Annotated in this window: 25 protein-coding genes; 17 read left to right on the top strand and 8 right to left on the bottom strand. The window is 43.9% G+C overall.

Annotated elements, in window-relative coordinates:
• Window positions 1-71: 71 nt before the first annotated feature.
• The 5 genes from AC1IR0_RS00575 (at window position 72) to AC1IR0_RS00555 (ending at window position 5,189) form a co-directional block, all read left to right on the top strand.
• Complete coding sequence (locus tag AC1IR0_RS00575; protein WP_479741093.1) at window positions 72-707, top strand: TetR/AcrR family transcriptional regulator; 636 nt, start codon at window positions 72-74, stop codon at window positions 705-707.
• Window positions 708-804: 97 nt separating this feature from the next.
• The gene (locus AC1IR0_RS00570; RefSeq protein WP_479741092.1) at window positions 805-2,493 is read left to right on the top strand and encodes an AMP-binding protein; all 1,689 of its coding nucleotides are present in this window, start codon (window positions 805-807) and stop codon (window positions 2,491-2,493) included.
• Between the two features lie 308 nt (window positions 2,494-2,801).
• The gene (locus AC1IR0_RS00565) at window positions 2,802-3,470 is read left to right on the top strand and encodes a class I SAM-dependent methyltransferase (RefSeq protein WP_004280114.1); all 669 of its coding nucleotides are present in this window, start codon (window positions 2,802-2,804) and stop codon (window positions 3,468-3,470) included.
• A gap of 62 nt (window positions 3,471-3,532) precedes the next feature.
• Window positions 3,533-4,330: a thioesterase family protein gene (locus tag AC1IR0_RS00560; RefSeq protein WP_004280113.1), complete on the top strand. Its 798-nt coding sequence runs from the start codon at window positions 3,533-3,535 to the stop codon at window positions 4,328-4,330.
• Window positions 4,331-4,412: 82 nt separating this feature from the next.
• Window positions 4,413-5,189 carry a Rossmann-like and DUF2520 domain-containing protein gene (locus AC1IR0_RS00555; protein ID WP_004280112.1) on the top strand — a complete coding sequence of 259 codons (777 nt, stop codon included), beginning with the start codon at window positions 4,413-4,415 and terminating at the stop codon, window positions 5,187-5,189.
• Between the two features lie 93 nt (window positions 5,190-5,282).
• Here the strand turns inward: AC1IR0_RS00555 and trmB are convergent, their stop codons facing one another.
• Complete coding sequence (trmB, locus tag AC1IR0_RS00550; RefSeq protein WP_004729978.1) at window positions 5,283-5,999, bottom strand: tRNA (guanosine(46)-N7)-methyltransferase TrmB; 717 nt, start codon at window positions 5,997-5,999, stop codon at window positions 5,283-5,285.
• 151 nt (window positions 6,000-6,150) lie between these two features.
• Window positions 6,151-7,596 carry a SulP family inorganic anion transporter gene (locus tag AC1IR0_RS00545; RefSeq protein ID WP_479741091.1) on the bottom strand — a complete coding sequence of 482 codons (1,446 nt, stop codon included), beginning with the start codon at window positions 7,594-7,596 and terminating at the stop codon, window positions 6,151-6,153.
• Between the two features lie 217 nt (window positions 7,597-7,813).
• Between AC1IR0_RS00545 and AC1IR0_RS00540 the strand changes: the two genes are divergently transcribed.
• Entirely contained in the window at window positions 7,814-8,425 is a 612-nt protein-coding gene (locus AC1IR0_RS00540; protein WP_004729975.1) for a glutathione binding-like protein, read from the top strand.
• A gap of 54 nt (window positions 8,426-8,479) precedes the next feature.
• On the opposite strand, the gene AC1IR0_RS00535 is transcribed toward AC1IR0_RS00540, so the two are convergent.
• The 5 genes from AC1IR0_RS00535 to AC1IR0_RS00515 all read right to left on the bottom strand — a co-directional run bounded on the left by AC1IR0_RS00535 (window position 8,480) and on the right by AC1IR0_RS00515 (window position 11,234).
• On the bottom strand, window positions 8,480-9,262 hold the full coding sequence (locus tag AC1IR0_RS00535) for a thiazole synthase (protein ID WP_004646601.1): 783 nt from the start codon (window positions 9,260-9,262) through the stop codon (window positions 8,480-8,482).
• A gap of 14 nt (window positions 9,263-9,276) precedes the next feature.
• Complete coding sequence (thiS, locus tag AC1IR0_RS00530) at window positions 9,277-9,474, bottom strand: sulfur carrier protein ThiS (protein ID WP_004280105.1); 198 nt, start codon at window positions 9,472-9,474, stop codon at window positions 9,277-9,279.
• Window positions 9,475-9,509: 35 nt separating this feature from the next.
• On the bottom strand, window positions 9,510-9,875 hold the full coding sequence (locus tag AC1IR0_RS00525; RefSeq protein WP_004729971.1) for a DUF423 domain-containing protein: 366 nt from the start codon (window positions 9,873-9,875) through the stop codon (window positions 9,510-9,512).
• 119 nt (window positions 9,876-9,994) lie between these two features.
• Window positions 9,995-10,864, bottom strand: a complete 870-nt coding sequence (gene rpoH, locus AC1IR0_RS00520) for an RNA polymerase sigma factor RpoH (RefSeq protein WP_004280101.1) — start codon at window positions 10,862-10,864, stop codon at window positions 9,995-9,997.
• 136 nt (window positions 10,865-11,000) lie between these two features.
• Window positions 11,001-11,234 carry a sulfurtransferase TusA family protein gene (locus AC1IR0_RS00515; protein WP_035335151.1) on the bottom strand — a complete coding sequence of 78 codons (234 nt, stop codon included), beginning with the start codon at window positions 11,232-11,234 and terminating at the stop codon, window positions 11,001-11,003.
• 382 nt (window positions 11,235-11,616) lie between these two features.
• Here AC1IR0_RS00515 and AC1IR0_RS00510 point away from each other — a divergent pair, with 382 nt between their 5' ends.
• Together AC1IR0_RS00510 and rhlB are read left to right on the top strand one after the other, a co-directional pair.
• Entirely contained in the window at window positions 11,617-11,832 is a 216-nt protein-coding gene (locus tag AC1IR0_RS00510; protein WP_004280099.1) for a cold-shock protein, read from the top strand.
• 101 nt (window positions 11,833-11,933) lie between these two features.
• A complete protein-coding gene (gene rhlB / locus AC1IR0_RS00505; RefSeq protein WP_004280098.1) occupies window positions 11,934-13,085 on the top strand; it encodes an ATP-dependent RNA helicase RhlB in 1,152 nt (383 codons plus the stop codon).
• Window positions 13,086-13,143: 58 nt separating this feature from the next.
• Here the strand turns inward: rhlB and AC1IR0_RS00500 are convergent, their stop codons facing one another.
• Window positions 13,144-13,524 carry a hypothetical protein gene (locus AC1IR0_RS00500; protein ID WP_004646604.1) on the bottom strand — a complete coding sequence of 127 codons (381 nt, stop codon included), beginning with the start codon at window positions 13,522-13,524 and terminating at the stop codon, window positions 13,144-13,146.
• A 259-nt stretch (window positions 13,525-13,783) separates the two neighbouring features.
• Between AC1IR0_RS00500 and AC1IR0_RS00495 the strand changes: the two genes are divergently transcribed.
• The 9 genes from AC1IR0_RS00495 to AC1IR0_RS00455 all read left to right on the top strand — a co-directional run bounded on the left by AC1IR0_RS00495 (window position 13,784) and on the right by AC1IR0_RS00455 (window position 22,871).
• A complete protein-coding gene (locus tag AC1IR0_RS00495) occupies window positions 13,784-14,365 on the top strand; it encodes a nitroreductase family protein (RefSeq protein WP_044112675.1) in 582 nt (193 codons plus the stop codon).
• A gap of 33 nt (window positions 14,366-14,398) precedes the next feature.
• Window positions 14,399-15,472, top strand: coding sequence for an NAD(P)H-dependent glycerol-3-phosphate dehydrogenase (locus AC1IR0_RS00490; protein WP_004280094.1), 1,074 nt, complete (start codon window positions 14,399-14,401; stop codon window positions 15,470-15,472).
• A 76-nt stretch (window positions 15,473-15,548) separates the two neighbouring features.
• On the top strand, window positions 15,549-16,004 hold the full coding sequence (locus AC1IR0_RS00485) for a phosphoglycerate mutase family protein (protein WP_409652927.1): 456 nt from the start codon (window positions 15,549-15,551) through the stop codon (window positions 16,002-16,004).
• Between the two features lie 30 nt (window positions 16,005-16,034).
• Entirely contained in the window at window positions 16,035-17,174 is a 1,140-nt protein-coding gene (gene gspL / locus AC1IR0_RS00480; protein ID WP_005107298.1) for a type II secretion system protein GspL, read from the top strand.
• Window positions 17,174-17,653: a type II secretion system protein GspM gene (gspM, locus tag AC1IR0_RS00475; RefSeq protein ID WP_409652929.1), complete on the top strand. Its 480-nt coding sequence runs from the start codon at window positions 17,174-17,176 to the stop codon at window positions 17,651-17,653. Before gspL ends, gspM begins: the two co-directional genes overlap by 1 nt.
• 90 nt (window positions 17,654-17,743) lie before the next feature.
• Entirely contained in the window at window positions 17,744-18,745 is a 1,002-nt protein-coding gene (locus AC1IR0_RS00470; RefSeq protein ID WP_479741090.1) for a quinone-dependent dihydroorotate dehydrogenase, read from the top strand.
• A gap of 5 nt (window positions 18,746-18,750) precedes the next feature.
• Entirely contained in the window at window positions 18,751-19,332 is a 582-nt protein-coding gene (locus AC1IR0_RS00465) for a CvpA family protein (protein WP_409652933.1), read from the top strand.
• A 24-nt stretch (window positions 19,333-19,356) separates the two neighbouring features.
• Window positions 19,357-20,892 (top strand): amidophosphoribosyltransferase, encoded by a 1,536-nt coding sequence (purF, locus tag AC1IR0_RS00460; RefSeq protein WP_004729956.1) that lies wholly within the window; start codon window positions 19,357-19,359, stop codon window positions 20,890-20,892.
• 89 nt (window positions 20,893-20,981) lie between these two features.
• Complete coding sequence (locus tag AC1IR0_RS00455; RefSeq protein ID WP_409652936.1) at window positions 20,982-22,871, top strand: M48 family metalloprotease; 1,890 nt, start codon at window positions 20,982-20,984, stop codon at window positions 22,869-22,871.
• Window positions 22,872-23,057 lie beyond the last annotated feature (186 nt).

Raw genomic sequence — 23,057 nt, 5'->3', positions numbered from 1 at the left:
AAAAAATAAAAAAGTGAATCTATATTCACAAAATGATTTACAATTCATTTTATCTTGTTGAGATTAATTTTATGAGTTATAAAAGATCATCATTGATGCAGGAACGAATGGAACAAAATCGCCTGTCGATTTTGGAATCTGCTCGTGAACTGATTATTCAAGGGGGCTTGAAGGAGGCATCGATTCAGGCGATTGCAGAACGCGCAGGCGTTTCTACAGGGCTGGTCTATCGATATTTCGAAAGCAAAAGCCAGATTTTAATTGAGGTTTTGTCGGCCGCGATTCAGCATGAAGTCGGAATTCTGAACCATATTGCCGAGTCAGATTTATCGCCAAAACTGAAATTGCAAAAATCTGTTACAACTTTTGTCAAGCGTGCCATGAATAGCCCCCAATTGGCGTATTCACTGATGTTCGAACCGGTTGATCCGGAAATGGAACATGAGCGTTTTCGCAGTAAGCAGCTGCTTAAGCAGAGCATTAAGGAAATTCTGGCCGAAGGAAAGGTCAATGGAGAATTCGAATTTGAAGATTTGAATACGGCAGCATTAGGTGTGGTTGGTGCCATGACCTTTGTCGTGATTGAACCTTTAAATCCGTCCCGTAATGTGATGTTTGATCAGAACTACAAGGATCACTTTGTCAAACAGATTGCCGATTTTTGTGTTAACGCAGTACATCGACAGGAGGGGAATTCAGCAGCATAGACACACAAAAACAGGCACATAGACAAGGTCGTCGTGGTCATAAAACAATTAGTAAAGTTGAAAATCAGAATTACAAAGAATCAAGGAGATCGATTCAATGACACAAGTACGGTTAAGCTATGCCTATGGAACCAGCAGCCAGCCTTTATTGGGCATGACGATTGGTGAAAAATTTGATCAGGCTTGCGAGCAATATGCAGATCGCGATGCAGTCGTCAGCATGCATCAGAACATACGTCTGAGTTATCGGCAGCTACAGGATCAGGTCAATGCCTTTGCCTGTCAGCTGCTGAAACTGGGTATGCAAAAAGGTGACCGTCTGGCGATCTGGTCGCCGAACTGTGTGGAATGGACCATTACCCAGTTTGCAGCCTTCAAGGCAGGCATTATTCTGGTGAATTTAAATCCAGCTTATAAAAGCAACGAGCTTGAATATGTGCTGAATAAAGTCTCCTGTAAGGGACTGGTGATTGCAGCGCAGTTTAAAACGACAGACTATCAGGAAATTCTGACTAAAATTGCACCTGAGCTGATGCAGACTGAAATTAAATTCCTCAATGCAGAGCGCCTGCCGCATTTAAAGCATGTGATTAAAATTGATGATCAGCATCATACCGGCATCCACCGTTTTCAAGATTTACTAAGCTCGCCTAGCGAACAAGAGCTGGAACAACTGCAACAGATCTCCAGTGAATTGCAGTTCGATGAAACGATTAATATCCAGTTTACTTCCGGCACTACGGGTAATCCGAAAGGTACCATGCTGACCCATAATAATATTTTAAATAATGGTTATTTTGTCGGCGAAGCCATTCATTTAGGTCCGGAAGACCGTGTCTGTATTTCAGTTCCTTTATTTCACTGCTTTGGTATGGTGATGGGTAATCTGGCCTGTATTACGCATGGTTCCGCCATGATTTATCCGTCTGCCGTGTTTAATCCGCTAGAAACCCTGAAAGCCATCCAGCAGGAAAAATGTACCGCGGCTTATGGCGTACCAACTATGTTTATTGCGGTGCTGGAACATGAGCAGTTTGATGAATTTGACCTATCCAGCTTGCGTACCGGGATTATGGCGGGTAGTCCATGCCCGCAGGAAATTATGCAGCGCGTGATTGAACGTATGCATATGTCTGAAATTACCATTTGCTATGGCATGACCGAAACTGCGCCAGTGAGTGCACAAAGCTCAACGGCAGACAGTGTCGAACGACGTGTTAGTACGGTTGGCCGGGTACATCCGCATCTGGAAGTTAAAATTGTCGATGAAAATGGCAAGGTGGTTCCACGCGGCCAATTGGGTGAACTGTGTGTACGTGGCTATTCCGTGATGTTGGGTTATTGGGAAGATCAGGAAAAAACCCAGGAAGTGATTGATGCGGCGCGCTGGATGCATACCGGTGATATCGCTGAAATGGATGATGAAGGCTTTGTCAAAATCAAGGGCCGAATCAAGGACGTGGTGATTCGTGGAGGGGAAAACCTGTTCCCGAAAGAAATTGAAGATTTCCTTTATACCCATCCGGCTGTTTCAGATGTACAGGTGATTGGGGTGCCAGACCATAAATATGGTGAGGAACTTTGTGCCTGCATCATCCTGCATGAAAATGATCCTTGTACTGAAGAAACCATCCGTCAGTATTGTAAGGAGCATATTTCTCACAATAAAGTGCCGCGCTATGTGCGTTTCTTCCAGGAATTTCCAATGACGGCTTCAGGGAAGGCGCAGAAGTTCAAATTGCGTGAATTTATGCGTGAAGAGCTGAACTTGAAAGAGATTGCTTAAACTTTATTTTTTACGTTAGAACTAATCCTAAAGCTAACAATTAATAGCAACTCATCAGAGAGCCCGGCGACATGGATGTCGCCGTTTCACTGTATGGCAGGGATGCCATATCAGTGAAACAAAAGGGTTTGGTTACTTTGCCCCGTCAAAGTAACGAAAAACCTGCGCAATGGACGTTCAATATATCTAGCAGTTTGAGGTTGTACATTTAGCAAGATTCTAAAATGTCTGTAAATGAATTTACTGATCACGACGGTCTGGTAATAGAAATACATGAATGTACTGAACATCTAAAATCAGAGTAAAATATGGCAAAAAACTTTCACAGTGAAGTCGTGGTCGCCAGTTATGACGATCATATCCGTAAACTGATTCCCGGTTATGAACTGGTGCATCAGCAGATTGAAGCAATTCTCAGCACTGAACTCCCAGAAACCGCACATATATTAATAGTGGGTTGCGGAACAGGTTATGAATTGTCGTATTTATTAGAGCAACATCCAGACTGGACCTTTACTGCAATTGATCCATCAGCAGCTATGCTGGAACAGGTTAGTAAAAATCTGAATTCCATAGATCAACAAAGGGTACAACTTATCCAAAGCACAATCCAAGATTTGAATCAGCCGGATACGTTTGATGCTGCGTTGGCCATTCTAGTGGCACATTTCATTCCAAATTCCGAAAAAAACGGATTTTTTCAGGCTATTTATCAGTGTCTTAAAACCAATGGTCTTGCATTGACCTATGATCTGATGCAACCTGAAGATCAGCAAGACATTAAAACTATGCAGAAGATGGCACAACAGACAGGGTTGAGTGTAACGCAAAGTACCAAGATGATTGAACGCTTGGAGCAGGATTTTTACTTGTTATCTGCGCATAATTTTAAAGCGCTTTTAACCAAAGTCGGATTTAAACAGTGCAAAATTTATTGTCAAATCATGGATTATCATGGCTTTTTGCTCAGAAAATAAAGATAAAAGCACTTTTTGTAAACTCTAAAGTTTAAGTGAATATTCAGGGAAGTATTAAAACAATGTCGGCATATTACAGTTTTATTCAGCGCGAACAGCATGCAGATGGCAGTACTACGGCTTATTACCGTTCTAATATTCATGCACAAGGTGCGTGGAATCCGCATGAGCAGCACATGGCGCCAGCCACCGGTATTCTATGCGTCGAACTGGAACAGTTTCAGCCACGTGCTGACATGCGTATTGGTCGGGTCGGGCTGGATATTTTTGGCCTGATAGCCTTTGGTGAATTTTCGATTACCACACGCATGATCCGTCCGGGTAAAACCATTGAACTGGTTGAAGCTGAAATGTGTGCCAATGGTAAAACCTGTATCGTGGCACGCGCGTGGAGAATGCTAACTTCAAATACCACGGCCATTGCTGGAGTGGAAGATTTTCCGATCGAAAGTCCAGAATATTTACCGGTTTGGGAGGGTATGCGCTGCTGGCCGGGCGGTTATATCCAGAGTATTGAAACCCGGGCACATGCTGACCATCGTGCAGGCAAGGGCATTGTCTGGCTAAGAAATTCGCTGGACATGGTAGAAGGTCAACCGACGACAGACTTTAGTCGTTTGCTCGGTATGGTCGATACGGCCAATGGCATTGTGCCACGTCAGGACCCGAATTCCGGTTGGGGATTTCCGAATCTGGACCTGCAGATTCATATGCACCGTCTGCCGCAGGGTAAATGGCTGGGACTGGAAGTGGTGCAGCAATATGGTGAAGATGGTATTGGTCTGACCAGCGGGATTCTGCATGATGTTCATGGACCTTTTGGTCGAAGTGAACAGATTCTGACCCTGCGAAAGTTCTAAAGTCTATTCGAAACATCAAGGCCAATTGCCTCAATCTTTATTTATTGGCATGCTGTGCGTAATGAGTCAGGAACAGCACAAGATGCGGATCAGTATGATTGGGGCAGGGCGAGTGGCATATCATCTTGCCCTTGTATTGTCAGCACACCATGAGATCGTACAGATCTACAGTCGAACCCTAGAAAAAGCACAATATCTGGCTGAGCAATTCAACGCTCAGGCCATCGCTCAGCCTCAACAGCTGGATCATGAGGTGGATCTGGTCATTATCGCGGTCAGTGATCAGTCGATTGCCAACGTCATTGAACAGATTCATCCGTATCTACAGCAGAATCTGATCGTACATACCTCTGGCAGCACCCATCTCAATTTACTGAAAAATGTGCATGCGCGTGCAGGCGTATTTTATCCTTTACAGACCTTTAGTCTCGAACGCCAGATTGATTGGCAGCAGACGCCACTGTTGATTGAAGCGGTGAATGAACAGGACCAAATCCTGTTATTAGAACTGGCAAATAGCCTAAGCAATCGTGTTTATACTTATAGTTCCAGTCAACGTCTCAGTTTGCATCTTGCAGCGGTATTTGCCTGTAATTTTGCCAATTACTGTTATGACATGGCCAAGCAGGTGGTTGATGTACAACAGGTCGATTTCAGTTTGTTGTATCCCTTAATGCTGGAAACTGCCAATAAAGCCACTCAGAATGATCCCAAACAAATGCAGACCGGCCCAGCGATGCGTGGTGATCAGAATATCTTGAATATGCATCAGCAGATGTTAGCCAATATGCAGCGAGAAGATTTACAAAATGTCTATCAGTTGTTGAGCCAGCAGATTCTCACGCGTCATCAGAAATGAAGAAGCTGATAATTTATCTACGAAGCAGGGTTCAAAGCCAAATTTTTCCCATAAAAAAGCGCTGATTAATCAGCGCTTTTTTTGAATCTTGGATTAAGAAATTTTCTTGAAGATAAAATCATTAATCTTGTGACCGGCTTCAATCCCGCGACGTTCAAACTTGGTTTGCGGACGCCATTCTGGACGAGGGTAGCTGTTGCCTTTGCCCGCCAGATTTTCCAGTCGTGGACGTTCTTCCAATACTTCAATCATCCACTCTGCATAGGGTTCCCAGTCCGTTGCAGCATGGAAAGTTCCGCCAAGCTCCAGCTTTTGCTCCACCAGTGGCATACGGTCATGCGAAACAAAACGGCGTTTAAAATGACGCTTTTTCTGCCATGGATCAGGGAAGTACAATTGCACAGTATTGATACTGTTGTCTGGCATTTCACGTAATACCTGAATTGCATCTGCATCCAGTACACGTAAATTCGTTAGGCCTTCAACACCTGCTTCGTAAATGCATTGCGCAATACCCGGTACATGCACTTCAATCCCGACAAAGTTACGCTCAGGATTGGCTTTGGCCATCAATACCAGTGAACGGCCCATCCCAAAACCGATTTCTACAGTCAAAGGGCGCTCTGGATGTTCAAAGTGCTGACGCAAATCACCCACTGGATATTCCAAAATTAAGTGACCATATTGTTCAAGCGCAGTACGTTGAGAGGTGTTTAACGGCATTGAGCGGCGCATAAACGTCACGATTTCACGGTGCTCGCTTAAGTTTTCCAGCTCTACGACTTGCTGGTCTAATTGATCGTTCGACATAACTTTGGCAAATCTAAAAATTCAGAATGCGGTATTTTAAGTCTTGAGCCGAGCAAGTCAAACTTTTCTCGGTATTTCTCCATAAAAATTGGCGAGATCTTCCAGATAAAATAAAAGAGCCAATTGAGGCTCTTTTATTAATCACCGTTCATCAGCTACTAAAACGGTCAATCAGTGTACTGCTGGCTTCATTTAAACCGATTACTGTTACGTCTATATTTTGGGCTTTAAATTTCTGGATCACATTATTCAACATGTTCACTGAGGTCACATCCCAGATATGCGCGTGGGTTAAATCCAGTTCGACATGCTCAAGCTTTTCCTTAAAATCAAAGAACTGATAGAATTTTTCTGTACTGCTAAAGAAAATCTGTCCGGAAATAACATAGCTACGTGAATTGACCGTATTTAAATGCGTATAGACATGTACGGTTCTTTCCAGTTTATTAATAAAAAACAGGGCAGAGAGCAATACGCCGACAAATACACCAAGCGCCAGATTATGAGTGGCAAGCACGACAATAATCACGGCAATCATCACGGTATTAAATTCCAGTGGATGTTTGCTGAATTGCTTGATTGCTCCCCATTGGAAGGTGGTAAATGCCACCATAATCATGATTGCAACCAGTGCTGCCATCGGAATATAAGCCAGCCAGTCTTTCAGGAATACCACCAGACAGAGCAGAAATACCCCAGCGACCAGAGTCGATAAACGGGTACGTGCCCCTGAAGACACATTGATAATTGACTGGCCGATCATGGCACAACCGGCCATCCCGCCCATAAAGCCGCTGACAATATTGGCCATACCCTGACCACGACATTCCTGATGACGGTCACCTTCAGTTCCGGTCACTTCATCAATGACCGTAGTGGTCATCATGCTTTCCAGCAAACCGACAGTCGCCAAGGTAAAGGAATAAGGCAGGATAATTTGCAAGGTTTCCAGATTGAGTGGAATTTCTGGAATCAGGAATACTGGCAAAGTATCCGGGAATTGTCCAAGATCGCTCACGGTACGCATATCTGCACTTAACAACAGCGCCAACCCGCTTAATACGATAATACAGATTAAAGGTGAGGGAATGGCTTTGCCAATTTTCGGGATATACGGAAACAGATAAATAATTGCCAGACCAATCGCAATAAACAGATAACCGGTGCTATCCATCCGGTTAATTTCCGGGATTTGTGCCACAAATATCAGGATCGCCAAGGCATTCAAAAATCCGTATACCACCGCCTGCGATACAAAGCGCATTAATTTAGTGACTTTAAAATAACCCGCAATGACCTGAATGATGCCGGTCAGAATTGTGGCAGCCAACAGATATTGCAAACCATGTTCTTTTACCAAGGTAATCATCAAAAGTGCCATTGCGCCTGTAGCCGCAGAGATCATGGCAGGACGGCCACCAAAAAAGGCAATGGATACTGCAATGCAGAAAGAGGCATATAAACCGACTTGCGGATCGACACCGGCAATGGCAGAGAAGGCAATTGATTCAGGAATCAGGGCAAGTCCCACCACCAGACCTGCCAATACATCTGTGCGGATATTGGAAAACCATTCTTCTTTTTTCAGGCTAATCACGAAATATCATCTAAATTTGGAAAACCTGTGTATGTTAAACAGATAGAGATAAAAATCTACACAAGATTGACTTGCAAAAGCCCGGAATATCCTGAATATTGAATGAGTAACTGTCTTGAGATCACAGTTACGCTTTTTTGCAATTTACAGGTTTGATCACTTGAAAGTTTGTCAGAAGCGATTTAAAACATTGAGAAGTGTATAACAAGGATCAGAAATGAAGCTTTACTATTCGCCAGGTGCCTGCTCACTGGCAGCTCATATTATTTTAAATGAAATTAATGTCGATTTTGATTTGGAACGTGTTGATTTAAAAACACATAAAACAGAAAAAGGTACGGATTATTACGAAGTTAATCCTAAAGGCTATGTACCAGCGTTAGAAATTAACCCTGGTCTGATCCTGACAGAAAATGTTGCAATTCTACCGTTTCTTGCTCAACACGATCCAAAACAAGATCTGATTCCACCATCGGGCATGGGACGTGCCAAAGTGCTGGAATGGTTAGGTTATCTGAACTCTGAACTACATGATGCCTATGCGGTGTTCTTCGGTGGCAAGTTATCCGACGATGAAAAGAAAAAAGCCTATGCGGAAATTGATCGTCTATTGAGTTATATCGATAAAGCTATCGGTGAATCGGACAATGATTATCTGGTGGATGATAACTTTGGCCCTGCGGATGCCTATCTATTTGTCTTGACCAACTGGTCGAACCAGATTGAGCATGATCTGAGTCCATATAAAAATATTATTCATATCCGTAATAAGGTGGCAGAACGTCAGTCTGTACAGATTGCTATGCGTGATGAAGGTCTGATTCCTTAACTAAAAACAAAAATAAAGGACTCAATTGAGTCCTTTATTTTTGTTCATGAAAATTTATTTAAAGAAATAGCCGGTTTCCGGTGAGCTGGCATTGGCCATACGCTTGCGCGGCATACGGCCTGCAAGAAAAGCTTCTCGGCCTGCTTCAACGGCTTTTTTCATCGCAGATGCCATTAATACCGGATTTTGTGCAGCTGCAATCGCTGTATTCATGAGTACACCATCACAACCCAGTTCCATCGCAATCGCGGCATCACTCGCTGTACCGACACCGGCATCGACTAGGACAGGAACTTTGGCATTTTCCTTGATGATTGACAGGGTATGTGGATTCAGAATGCCCAGACCAGAACCAATCAGGCTACCCAATGGCATAATCGCAACACAGCCCATGCTTTCCAGCTCTTGCGCCACGATCGGATCATCCGAGGTATAAACCATGATCTCAAAGCCATCGTCAATCAAGGTGCGCGCAGCTTTCAGTGTTTCGGTTACGTTTGGATAAAGTGTCTTTTCATCACCCAAAACTTCAAGTTTGACCAGATTGTGGCCATCGAGCAACTCACGCGCCAGCATACAGGTGCGGACGGCACTATTGGCATCGAAGCAACCTGCGGTATTCGGCAAAATGGTATATTTTTCCGGAGGAATGACTGACAGCAGGTTCGGCTGGTCAGGATCTTGGCCAATATTGACACGGCGAATAGCGACAGTGACAATCTCTGCACCACTGGTTTCAATGGCCTGCTGAGTTTCATTTAAATCTTTGTATTTGCCCGTGCCTACCAAAAGGCGTGACTGGAATTGGCGTGAACCAATCTGTAATAAATCTTGCATAATTGTCCCGAGTATTAGCCGCCACCGACCGCGTGAATAATTTCTATTTTGTCTGTATCGCAAATTGGCGTATCGCCCAATCTGCTTTTAGGAATAATCATTTCATTGACTTCAACTGCAAAACGCTTACCCTCAAGCGCCATACTCTGAATCAGTTCCAGCAGATTCTTGCAGTGAGTTTCCTGTTGTTCGCCATTGATGTAAATCATCATTCTAGCAACCCTCCATGATTAAGTGTTGTTCAAACTTATCTGGCGTATTTTAAAGCATTCCAGGCCAGAATTAACCATCCGGCAATCATTAAAGCCCCGCCGATGGGCGTAATAGCACCTAAACCGCGGGGTAATCCTAAGGCCATGATATACAGTGAGCCAGAAAACAGTAAAATGCCGACCTGAATCAGACCGAAGCTCCATTGAATGGGCAATGCAGGGATGACTTTCGCCAGTAAAGAAAGAATCAGTAGTCCTAAGGCATGATAGAAAAAATAATCTGTTGCCGTTTGCCACCAACCGAGCTGTGCTTCAGTCGCTCGCGCTTTTAAACCATGTGCACCAAAAGCACCGAGCATAACTGCAAATGCCAAATTAAGTGCTGAAATCGCAATCCACATTTGAATTGATCTTCCTGATAAAGTTTGCGCTCAACCTTAGCATAAATTCAAAATGCGGACATAAAAAAGCCTTCATCAAAGAAGGCTTTTTCGAGGTAAATCAGTAACGGAATTTGGTGTTAATTCGATGACATCGCCACTTTAATTTTTTCCATGGCATTTTTTTCCAGCTGACGAATACGTTCCGCAGAAACATTATATTCGGCTGCCAGTTCATGCAGGGTCGATTTCTCGTCATCTAGCCAGCGACGCTGCAAGATATTACGTGAACGATCATCTAGCTGATCCATGGCTTCATGCAGGGCAGAGGTGCTTTGCTCCTCATAGTCTTCATTTTCAATCAGACGAGCCGGGTCATAACGATTATCTTCAAGATATAACGCTGGTGCCACATGGGTGGAACCTTCATCATCGTCATCGCTTGATGCATCAAAAGCCGCATCATACGCCGTCAGACGGCCTTCCATTTCCAGTACTTGTTCTGGTGTGACATTTAAATCATTGGCAATAGACTGTGCTTCTGCGAGCGTCAACTTTTTCGATGATTTCTTCAGGCTGCGCAGATTAAAGAACAGTTTACGTTGCGCTTTAGTGGTGGCGATTTTCACAATACGCCAGTTACGGATCACATATTCGTGAATTTCCGCCTTGATCCAGTGCACGGCAAATGACACCAGACGTACGCCCATATTCGGGTCAAAACGTTTTACAGCTTTCATCAGGCCCAGGTTGCCTTCCTGAATCAGGTCGCCTTGTGGCAAACCATAACCTGCATAACTACGCGCAATATGTACTACAAAACGCAAATGCGACATGACCAGCATTTTCGCTGCATCTAAATCTTGGTCATAATAATAGCGTTCAGCCAACTCTTTTTCTTGTTCGGCCGTTAAAATCGGAATCTGATTGACAGTGCTGATATAAGCACCGAGGTTGACACCTGGCGCCGATAATGACAGGGGCATTAACTGATTGCGGCTGTCACTCATGTGTTCTCCTTGAAGTGCGGGATAACCCTAAACTAGGTTTTATCTTAATCCAATCTCTCCGCAAATAATGGATATTTGGGTAGAGAAATGTAAAAAAGTATACGAAAGTGAAGATCAACAGTTTAATTGAAAATTTTTAAGATTCAATTAAGTAGTGAAACTCTGTATCAGAAATTTTTTTAAATTCAAGCTTGAGCTGATGCAGCTGACAATAGCGGCTGACATCTGTCTGGCTATGCGGATCAGATGATTTCAGCAGGAATGTTTTCTGATTTCCGGCCTTTAGTGCGCGCTTTAACATTAATAGCGGCATCGGGCACGGTTTTCCCATGGCGTCTATAAGGCTGAAATGCGCTGGATCTTCGAGCATTACGGTTTCATTTAGGTAGCAGAAAAGGCTATAAATAGTAGCAAATATGATGCCAGAACCAAACTAGTTTAAGAAAAAGAAGATCTAAATGACTTTATAAAGTCTTTTGACAATTTTCATGAAAAAAATAACTAAATCAAACAGAAAATGCTAAAAAAAATCTATTAATTGTGATAAACCCATGTTAAGCTCGTTGCGTATTTGGGACTTTGAATAAACAAAGTGATTGTTTTTCACCCTATTACATAAATGGATGTAACCGGGATTTTGTTGATAGTTTTACAGAATGATTACAAGCTTAAAAATAATATTTTCAAACTTGTTTGCTCTGCTGTTTGCAACACCGGGTGGTCCTTCTTTTAGTTTCAATGAGGATTAACTTATGACAGCTGCTCGCGAACAAGGCGTAGTTAAGTGGTTTAACGATACTAAAGGCTTCGGCTTTATTCAACGTAACGGCGGCGATGACGTATTCGTTCATTTCCGTGCTATCCAAGGTGACGGTCACCGTTCACTTCGTGACGGCCAACGTGTTGAATTCAGTGTTGTTAAAGGCCAAAAAGGCTTTCAAGCTGAAGAAGTTCAACCATTAGACTAATCTTCGGATTAAGCTAAAAAGAAAACGCTCCAATATAACTTGGGGCGTTTTTTGTTTATACTATCCCTATCTTAGTGATTACCCAATTAGAGCACCGCTTTATGTCATCTGGTTTTGAAACCTTAAATTTACATCCCAATCTAAAAAAAGCGATTGATGCTTTAGGCTTTACCACCATGACGCCTATCCAGCAGAAGGTTTTAAAATTCACGCTGGCAGGACATGATGCCATTGGCCGTGCACAGACAGGTACAGGCAAAACTGCCGCCTTTTTAATTAGTATCATGAATGATCTGTTAAATAATCCGATTCAGGAACAACGCTATCGTGGTGAGCCACGCGCGCTGATTCTGGCACCGACCCGTGAACTGGCGTTACAGATCGAAAGCGATGCACAGGATCTGGCGAAATATGCTGGTCTTAATGTGGTGACCTTGCTGGGTGGTGTGGATTTTGACAAGCAAAAGAACCAGCTTAATAAAGCGCCTGTCGATATTATGGTGGCAACACCGGGTCGTCTGATTGATTTTGTAGAACAAAAAGAAGTCTGGTTGGATCAGATTGAATTTTTGGTCATTGATGAAGCTGACCGCCTACTGGATATGGGCTTTATTCCTTCGGTGAAGCGCATTGTGCGTTTCTCACCGCGTAAAGAGCAGCGTCAGACTCTAATGTTCTCTGCTACTTTTAGTTACGATGTACTGAATCTAGCGCAGCAATGGTTATTTGAACCGGTCACAGTCGAAATTGAACCGGAAAAGAAAACCAATGCGGATGTCGAGCAACGGGTTTATATGGTCGCCAAGGCGGACAAATATAAATTGTTGCAAGAAATCTTGCGTGATGAGCCGATTGAAAAAGTCATGATTTTTGCCAACCGTCGTGATCAGGTGCGCAAACTTTATGACCATTTAAAACGTGATGGCTATAAAGTAGTGATGCTGTCTGGCGAGATTGCTCAGGACAAACGCCTTAAAATGCTGGATCAGTTCAAAAATGGTAAACATAACATCATGATTGCAACGGATGTGGCAGGTCGTGGCATCCATGTTGATGGTGTATCGCATGTGGTGAACTTCACCTTGCCGGAACAGTCGGATGATTATGTGCATCGTATTGGCCGTACCGGTCGTGCGGGAACCAGTGGTGTGAGTATCAGTTTCCTTGCAGAAGATGATGCGTTCTATCTGCCCGAAATTGAAAAAGCCATTGGGCAAAAATTGCCTTTGACCCGCCTGGAAGGTTATTGTTAATCCAGATCATAGAAAAACCGCTCTTGAAGAGCGGTTTTTTATTGCGCTATGGTTTGGCTTATTTGGCCTGACAGCGGAATGTAAGCACCGTCTGATAGTCGTCATTCTGGTTTAAACCGGTATTGGTACCTGCGATATTGCCAAGGACAGTAGCTGCTGCCTGAATCATCTGACCTGTTTGTTCATCGACCACGCCTTTTAAAGCGCCGTTATAAGCTGTCTTTTCATCTACAATAATTGGGGTTGATCGAGAGCCACAGGCTTTATTGGCCGCAGTAATCGCGTTGTTTTTCGAAGTCAGTTGATTTTTACCTAATCCGGTCACTTCATACTGGTTATTTTCCTTTTGCACTGCCAATGCAGTCGGGTTTGAGGCACAAGCAGTAAGCAGTAATGCGGAAATAGCTAATCCGCTGAAAGCGATTGTTTTTTTCATCATGAAATCTCAAGTAAATACGATGCTGAATATTTCAACACAGCAAGCAGCGCAGATTTTGTAGCTGTTGTATAGGTTTGGCAATTTTTGGTATAGCTCTATGTGAGTTAGGTGAAAAATAGAGCAGCACAGGATTGAAAAACCAAGCAACTTTATCTTCAAATTGTGATGAGCGTGCTGAATCGCTATGAAGTTTCTAGCGTATTTTTCTTTGAATATGCTAATCTTGAGTATGGTTTTTTAAGTGTAGATATACAAGGCAATGACGGAATCTGCGATTGACATCGTTCATCAAAATATTCACCAACGGCAATCGATTGGTCATCTGCTGGCACCCGCACCCAATGCAGAACAACTGGAAAGAGCCTTTCAGGCGGCATTAACTGCACCCGATCATCATCGGCTCAAGCCGACCACATTTGTGGTGGTTCCAGATAATCAGCGTGAAGCTTTTGGAGGGTTGCTGTCGCAGGCGCTCGTCGATTTGGGTGAAACTGAAACAGCGCAGATTGAGCGGGTCAAGAATCATCCATTTCGTGCGCCCTTATTGGTGCTTGCCTTAACGCGTTTGCAGGATCATCCTAAAGTTCCGCATTTTGAACAAATCCTTAGTTCAGGCGCAGCCATTCAGAATTTTCTGCTGTCACTTCAGGTTCAGGGTTTCTCGACCATGTGGCGTAGCGGTGCTGTAGTCGAGTCTGGCCTGTTTAAGCAGGCATTGGGAATTTCAAAAGATGATCTGGTCTCAGGTATTATTTATATTGGCACTGCAGCAAAAGCAATTCCAGCACGCGCAGAGATTCAAACCGGTGATTTTGTCAGTTACTGGAACCAGAACAGCTAGTTTGCAGGGTATAACAGGATATTAAAAAATAAGATGTCAGAATTAAATTTCTCAAAACTGGTAGAACCGGTTGCAGTTGATCATAAGACAGCTTTAAGAGTCACAGTATTGGGTGGGGGCAGTTTTGGTACTGCAATGGCCAATACTGCAGTGCGTAATGGTTGCAATACCATGATCTGGATTCGTGACGAAGCAGTTGCGGCAGATATTAATGCCACGCATATTAATAAACGCTATTTGCCAGATTTTAAGTTAGAAGAAAATCTGCTGGCGGTGTCAGACCTGGAACAGGCTGTGCGTGATCGCGATATTATTTTAGTCGCTATTCCGAGTCATTCTTTCCGGGATGTCTTGCAGCAAATCAAACCTTTTATCACGTCGCAAGCCGTGATCTCGCTGACCAAGGGTATTGAAGCCAAAACCTTTAGTTTCATGAGCGATATTATTCGCGAAGTGTTGCCTGAAGTGCCTTATGGTGTGTTATCAGGACCGAACTTGGCCAAGGAAATTGTGGCAGGACAGCCGGCAGGAACCGTGATTGCCAGCCAATCTGAGCTGGTGCGTTATGCGGTACAACAAGCTCTACATAGTGCTTTGTTCCGCGTATTTGCCAGTGATGATGTGCATGGCGTAGAGCTCGGGGGCGCATTAAAAAATATCTATGCTGTCGCGATGGGTATGGCTGCTGCGTATAACGTGGGTGAAAATACCAAGAGTATGATCCTGACCCGTGCTTTGGCCGAAATGAGCCGTTTTGCAGTAAAACTCGGTGCTAATCCGCTGACTTTCCTTGGGCTTTCAGGTGTGGGTGATTTGTTCGCTACCTGTAGCAGCCCTCTTAGCCGTAATTATCAGGTGGGTTATGCGCTTGGTAAAGGTAAAACCTTGGAGCAGGCAACGACTGAGTTGGGGCAAACGGCAGAAGGGATTAATACCATTGTACAGGTCAAGGCACGTTCGGAAGAGCTCGATGTGTATATGCCGATTACCTCGGCCTTGTATGATGTGATTTTTGAAGGTGCGCCGCCACTCAATATTGCATTGTCATTGATGAAAAACGGTCATCGCAGTGATGTTGAATTTGTCTTGCCACATCATCAAGTCTGATCTATAACACAGGGACTGTCTGCGAATTGTCATATTCGCTGCTTATCATGCAGGCAAAAGAATATAAGGAAATCAAATGCAACTGACTTTAGTTCGACATGGCGAGGCCGCACCACCGGTCAATGGTAATGACACCAAGCGACCTTTAACGGAGCGTGGTCATCAACAGGCTGAGCAAACTGCGCAGTTCTTAAAGGATCTGATTAAGCCTGAAGTCTTTGTGGTCAGTCCGTTATTGCGAGCGCAGGAAACTCTGGCACATTTGCAGCATTATTTTAAAGATGTGCCGGTCGTGATCTGTAATACCATCAAACCGGATGATGATGCCAAAGTCGCAGTAGAATGGTTGTCGCAACTGCCTTATGAGTCGATTGCAGTGGTATGCCATATGAATGTGGTGGCACATATGTCTTCCATTCTGCTGGCTGAATCTTTTCAACCTTATGCATTGGCAGAAGCACGTATTTATGATCAGGCGGTGATTGCCCCTGGCTTATCCACACAGATAAAAAGCTTTAGTCCTACACTATAAAAAATTTATTAAAACGGCAGAACACAATCGATGTTGTATTTATGGATGCCTGAAGCCAATGGGGTTTGGCAATGGTCAACTGGGGAATTCTGGAACACTGCAGCCACACTTGAGCAGCTGATTCAGGATATACAGGCTCATCATGGCGAAGAGGCGGTGGTGTTTTTTCCGAGCCGTCATGTGCAAATTTTGCAGCAGACCTTGCCTAAGAGCCAATATAAGAAAATGGGCAATGATGGCATCAAATATTTGCTCGAAGAATACGTGGTGCTGCCGGTAGATGCCATGAAAGTGCTGCATCATTTTCAGCAGCCGGATCAGATCAGCATTATGGGGATTGCGAATTCTACGCTTGAGACCTTGCAACATGCTTTAAGCCTGATCCCAGTCAAGCTGGCAGCTTTGTTACCGGACTTTTTGGTGCTGCCGGTTCCTGATGCCAATCAGCGTGTGATTGCGCAAATCGGTGGACGTTTGCTGGTGCGCGAGTCGGAATATATCGGCCAGTCGCTGGATGATCTAAGCCTTTATCTGGATTATCAGCCCAAGGATCTCAGCTATAAGGTGAGCAATCTGAATCAGGAGCAGTTGCGTAGTCTTGAAGCACTGGTCACTCAGGAGCAACTGGAGTCTTTCCAATATGGAATTCCTGTACTGAAAAAACCGAAACAGCATCCGTTTAATGTCTTGCCTAAAGCAAAATCCAATGGCGCTATTTCCGGCTACTGGAAAGCCTGCGCGGCGGTTTTTCTGGGTATTTTAGTATTGCAGTTTAGTTATGATGCTGTGCGCTGGTATCAATATAAGAAAGTGGCGAATCAGACCGCCGCGCAAGCCATCGACCAGTTTAAATACTGGTTTGGACAAAATTATCCGGTCACTGAGCAGAATATCAAAAGTCAGTTTGAAGGGCAGTTGCGTCAAAGCCAGATTGCAGATACGCATGCATTGCAGCTGATTAGTCGGGTGGGGCCAGTCTTGATGCAAAATCAGATTGTGGCACAACGGGTGAATTATGATGCTTCTGTGTTAAGTATGGAGCTTAAGGCCAATTCATCAGAAACGTTAAATGCACTGACCACACAATTAAGCCAGCAAGGCTTTAAGGTGGAGCTGGGGAATATTCAGGCCAGCGGAACAGCTGCGATCGGACTGGTGAGGATTCAATAATGAAAGGCATTGAAGCGCTACAAAATCGTATGGATCAGTCTTTTGAAAAACTGAGTGATTATCTGGACAGCTTGTCGGTACGTGAACGCATTCTGGTGATTTTTACCACTGTTTTTGTGATTGTGGCGGCAGTCGGTTCTGCACTCTGGTATATGCATCAGGCGGCAGATACCCAGCAAAAACGCTTAAATCAGCTGAAAGATACCATTGTTTGGATGCAAAGTAATGCAGTAACCATGAAACCGGCTGGGGACACCCAACTGGATGCAGCGGAGAAAGTACAGCGAGTCGCACAGCAGCAAGGATTGTCGGTGGCTTCCCAGCAAATGGAAGGAAAAATTCAATTGGCGGTCATGCATGAAAATTATGCAGTACTGGCAAATTTCCTGACTCAGCTGGCACAAATGGGGCTAAGTATCGAGAAAATGGAACTAAATAATGAGGCAGGACAGATTAAATTAACGGCGACCATGCAATAAACGGTAAAAATAAAGATTTGCAAAGCATGGTTTTTTTGTCAGCCTATGCCTATAATATGCCGACTTAAAAAGCAGTAGACTTTTCTGGATATGTTGTATTCTCTAGCCCGCCCTTTGTTGTTTTCTTTAGCACCAGAGCGTGCACATGAGCTGACATTATCACTATTGAAATCATCCCATAAAATGGGCTTGATGCGTCAAAACGTTGCTGCGAAACCTGTGACCTGTATGGGAATCGAATTTCCCAATCCGGTAGGTCTTGCGGCAGGTTTGGACAAAAATGGTGCCTATATTGACGCCCTTGCCGGTCAAGGTTTTGGTTTTATTGAAATTGGTACCATTACCCCGCGACCGCAAGCCGGCAATCCTCATCCGCGTTTATTCCGTTTGCCACAGGCCAAAGCCATTATTAACCGTATGGGCTTTAATAATGATGGCGTGGATCAGCTGGTTGAAAATGTCAAAGCGGCCAAATTTAAAGGCATTCTCGGTATTAATATCGGTAAAAACGCTGATACTCCGGTAGAAAAAGCAGTAGATGATTACCTCATCTGTTTAGAAAAAGTCTATAATTATGCTTCTTATATTACCGTCAACATTTCTTCTCCCAATACCAAAAACCTGCGCAGCCTGCAAAGTGGTGATGCACTCACCGAACTGCTGGAAACACTGAAGAAGCGTCAGCTTGAATTGGCTCAGGAATACCAGCATTATGTACCTTTGGTACTGAAAGTGGCGCCTGATCTGGATAACAGCGATATTGCCTTTATTGCCAAGCAATTATTGCAATTCAAGATTGATGGCCTGATCGTGACCAATACCACACTGTCACGTGAAGGTGTAGAGGGTCTGGAATATGCAGAGGAAGCAGGCGGTTTGTCTGGCGCGCCAGTATTTGAGAAAAGTACCGCATGTCTGGCTGCATTTGCTGCGGTATTAAAAGGACAAATTCCATTGATTGGTGTGGGCGGTATTCTTTCAGGTGCAGATGCTGCTGCCAAGAAACAGGCAGGCGCCAGCCTTGTACAAGTTTATAGTGGCCTCATCTATACTGGACCTAAACTTGTAAAAGATTGTGTAGACGCACTTTAAATCCTATGAATGCCATTGATATCTTTCTACTGATTATCTTGCTCATTGGAGGGCTCAACGGTTTGCGTCAAGGATTTATTAAAGCCTTTGCGAACTTAGTGGGATGGATCTTTGCCCTGATTGTTGCGGCAAAATATTCAACGCTACTTGCGCCGTCTATGGTTGCTCTGAGTACAGATCCAGTCGTACAAAAGATTGCGGCCTTCGCTTTTATCGTCCTGCTGATTGTAGTTCTGACCTGGATCGTTACTGCACTGTTGAACCGTATTTTAAAGAGTCTTAAACTGGGCCCTCTCAACCGTCTGGCGGGTGGTGTCTTTGGTAGCCTGAAAGGTTTGCTGATTGTTCTGATTACCATGCAGGGAATTGGCCCGTGGGTAGAAAGCTCACCTCACTGGAAACAGTCCAAGTTTATTCAAGCCTTATTGCCTTATGCACCTTGGGCGACTCAAATGTCGAAAGAAGCCGCGAATGGCGCACTACAACATATCAAGCCTGAAGGGACATCGAAACCTTCAGCTTCATCATCTGAAACATCGTCCAAGTCTGGAGCTTCAGATGAGTCTACAAATAATCCTTTTTATTAATCCTAGCTTGTCTGCGAGGTTGCTATGTGTGGAGTAGTTGGTATAGCTGGTAAATCACCCGTTAACCAAATGTTGTTTGATGCATTAACGATGTTACAACATCGTGGACAAGATGCAGCTGGGATCGTGACATGTGATGAAGGACGTTTATTCCTGCGCAAAGACAATGGCATGGTGCGTGATGTATTCCATACCCGTCATATGCGTGCTTTGAAAGGAAATTACGGTATTGGTCATGTGCGTTATCCAACAGCCGGTTCATCGAGCAGTGCTGAAGCACAGCCGTTTTATGTGAACTCGCCGTACGGGATTACCTTGGCACATAATGGTAACCTGACCAATGCCGAAGAAATTCATGATGACCTGTTCAAAACTGACTTGCGTCATATGAACACCGATTCTGATTCGGAAGTCCTGTTAAACGTGTTTGCGCATGAATTGCAAAAACATGGCAAATTGGTACCGACGTCGGAAGATATTTTCCATGCGGTGACGCGTGTGCATGAGCGTTGCAAAGGCGCTTATGGTGTGGTGGCGATGATTACCGGTCAGGGACTGGTAGGCTTCCGTGATCCAAATGGTATTCGTCCACTGATCTACGGTTCACGTGAAACTGAACAGGGTATGGAATATATCATTGCTTCTGAATCTGTTGCGATTACTGCGCTGGGCTTTAAAGTTGAGCGTGATATTTTGCCTGGTGAAGCGGTATTTATTGATTTAGAAGGTAATTTTTTTACCAAGCAATGTGCGGCGAATGCTGAATACCGTCCTTGTATTTTTGAATATGTTTATTTTGCCCGTCCAGATGCCATCATTGATGGAATCTCGGTGTATAAAGCACGTTTGAAAATGGGTGAGAAGCTGGCGCAAAAAATTCTGCGTGAGTGGGGTGAAGAGCATGATATTGATGTGGTGATTCCGATTCCGGATACTTCACGTACTTCAGCGCTAGAACTTGCCAATATGTTGGGCGTGAAATTCCGTGAAGGTTTCATGAAAAACCGTTATATCGGCCGGACCTTCATTATGCCTGGTCAGCAGCTGCGTAAAAAATCGGTACGTCAAAAACTGAACCCGGTTGAGCTTGAGTTTAAAGGTAAAAACGTACTGTTGGTGGATGACTCGATTGTCCGTGGTACGACCTGTAATGAAATTATCCAGATGGCTCGTGATTCTGGTGCGAAAAAAGTATTCTTCGCTTCTGCAGCACCGATGGTGAAATATCCAAACGTTTACGGTATTGATATGCCGGCGAAATCTGAGCTGATTGCATCGGAACGTAGCGTGGAAGAAATCCGTGAAATTATTGGTGCTGACCGTCTGATTTTCCAGGATCTGGAAGATTTGAAAGATGCGGTAAGAACCACCAAAGTACCGGATGTCAAAGACTTTGATTGTTCAGTGTTTGATGGCATCTATGTTTCGGGCGGTATTGATGCGCAATATCTGGATGATCTTCAGCAAAAACGTAGTGACAGTGCCATGAAAGAAAGCAATTATATTGATGTCAATATTGATGCAGCCTCAGTGGATTTGACTGGCGTACGCGAAGTTTAAACATTTAAAATCATCATGAAAAAGCGGGAATTTCCCGCTTTTTTGTTTTATGATGAACCCATTGAAAATCATCATTTTAGGGTTCTGCATTGCGAAACGTAGGATACGATTTTATAAAAAACAAAAATATAGTACTACCTGTAAGTTTTTGCCTGATTGCAATTCTGTTGACTATTTTTATTATTAATACCGTTGTTGGTCTCTTTGTTTTTTATGCTGATCCTAGCCAGTCGATCTTCTGGCATACACTGAGTCCTTATCTGATTGCTGTACTGTTATGTGCCATGATGATCTCGGTCATCTATGAATTCTATATTTTTCGGAATGGCGGTTATTCGCTTGCAAAGCAGTTAGGTGCGCGTCGGTTGAGTCCGATGGACAGTATTCCCGAAGAAAGTGCTGCGCTGCACATTAACCAGCAACTGGCAGAGACTTTTCTGATTGACGTTCCGGCAGTATATGTGCTGCCCGATGAAGTCGGTGTTAATGCGCTTACGGCAGGTTTTAGCCCACGTGATACCGCGATTATCCTGACTTGGGGTGCGATACAAACACTGGATAAAGTCGAGCTGTATGGCTTGCTCAGCCATGAATTCAATAAAATCCTCTCTGGTGAAGCTGCGGAAAATACCCGTTTGAAAATCCTGTATAGCAGTTTAACCACGTTTAGTCAGTGTGGCAGTAAGATTGCCAAGTCCGGTTTTTATCGAGCGGGTAGTCCCCGTGAAAACAAGTTTGAAACTTTCTATGTTGCAGTCGGTGCGGTGATCTGGCTGATTGGTAGTTTGGGTGTTTTGATTTCCCGTTTTATTAAATATATTTCACTGGGTGGTCGGACCTATAAAAATGATCGAAAGACCCGACGCCTGATTCAAAATGATGCCAATATTCAGACTTTACTCAGAATCCATGTGCATCATTCTGGCTCCCAGATTTATAGTGAATATGCTGAATCCATTTCACATATGTGCTTTGCCAATTCCTTGAGCCCACAAAACTGGCTGAATATTCATCCCCATATCAATCAGCGGATTTATGAATTAAATCCTGCCTTGATTCAGGACTTACAGCTTGAGAATCTGAAAAAACTCAAAAATCAGCCTTTGTTTAGTTTGTTCCGTTCTTTGGAAGAAGTGGTGCCTGAAACTGCAATGAGCTGGAGTTCGCCACAGCCTTTGCCATTATTGCGGCTGTCTCCGATCAGTTTTGCGATTAAAGATGCGATCAAACCACTGAATCCGGAACTTCGGCTCAAGATGCCACGTCCGGAACTGATTGAGCGTGCATTACAAACCGCAACTGGTTCTCGTGAAGTGATGGTCGCCATTTTAATGATCCGTCAATATCGTGAATTTATTCCGACTGAAGCTGAAGTTAGCCGTGCCATTGTAGATTCATTGCTCAATCTGGACGGGCGGGTGCATATCTCGATTTTCCAGCAAGCTTGTAACAATATTGGTGGCATGCCGACAACTGTTGCACGCCAGTTTTTGATGAAGCTGGCACGGATTATTCAGGAAGATGGCGAAATTGGCCTGTTGGATGCATTATTACTGGAATGTGTGAAATACGAACTGAATTTGCTTCCTGCACATACGCCTACAGCACTCGATGAGGTCAAGCCACAGATTGTGCGTTTGATCGACGCCTTGCTGCATGTACAGCAGATTAATAGCGGCAACCAGCTTGAGGTGCGGGAGCGGATTTTAAACCGGATTCTGACCGCTCAGGAACTGGACTTATATAATGAAATTTCTGATGAGCCGATTGATCTAGCAGAAATCCTGAATGATATTGCGGGGCTGTTATTGCGTGATCGCCTCAGTATTTTAGGTATTGCAGAGGCCTGTTTGTGGAGTGATCGTATCGTGACACAGGATGAGTTGGACGTGATAGAGCTGTTGTATTGGCGCTTGGGTTTTGAGGCAGAACAGGTCGTTCAGCAAATGTTAAAGAAGAACAGTTTAACCATTCTGTAGAAAATAAATGAGAACGCGCAGCTTTAGCCGGAATCTGTTATAACAGCAGGAATGGTTTAATTGTGTATTAAAAGCACGGTTTTTAGCAGACAGCTAAACTTTGTACTAGAATCCATCAGGATAAAAAAGAAAAGCTGAAAAAGTTCGGCAAAGCACAGGCAATCCGGCTAAAATGTTCAGCCTGAA

Source organism: Acinetobacter sp. 129952, from assembly GCF_056642055.1.
This window is presented reverse-complemented; position numbering and strand designations above follow the sequence as displayed.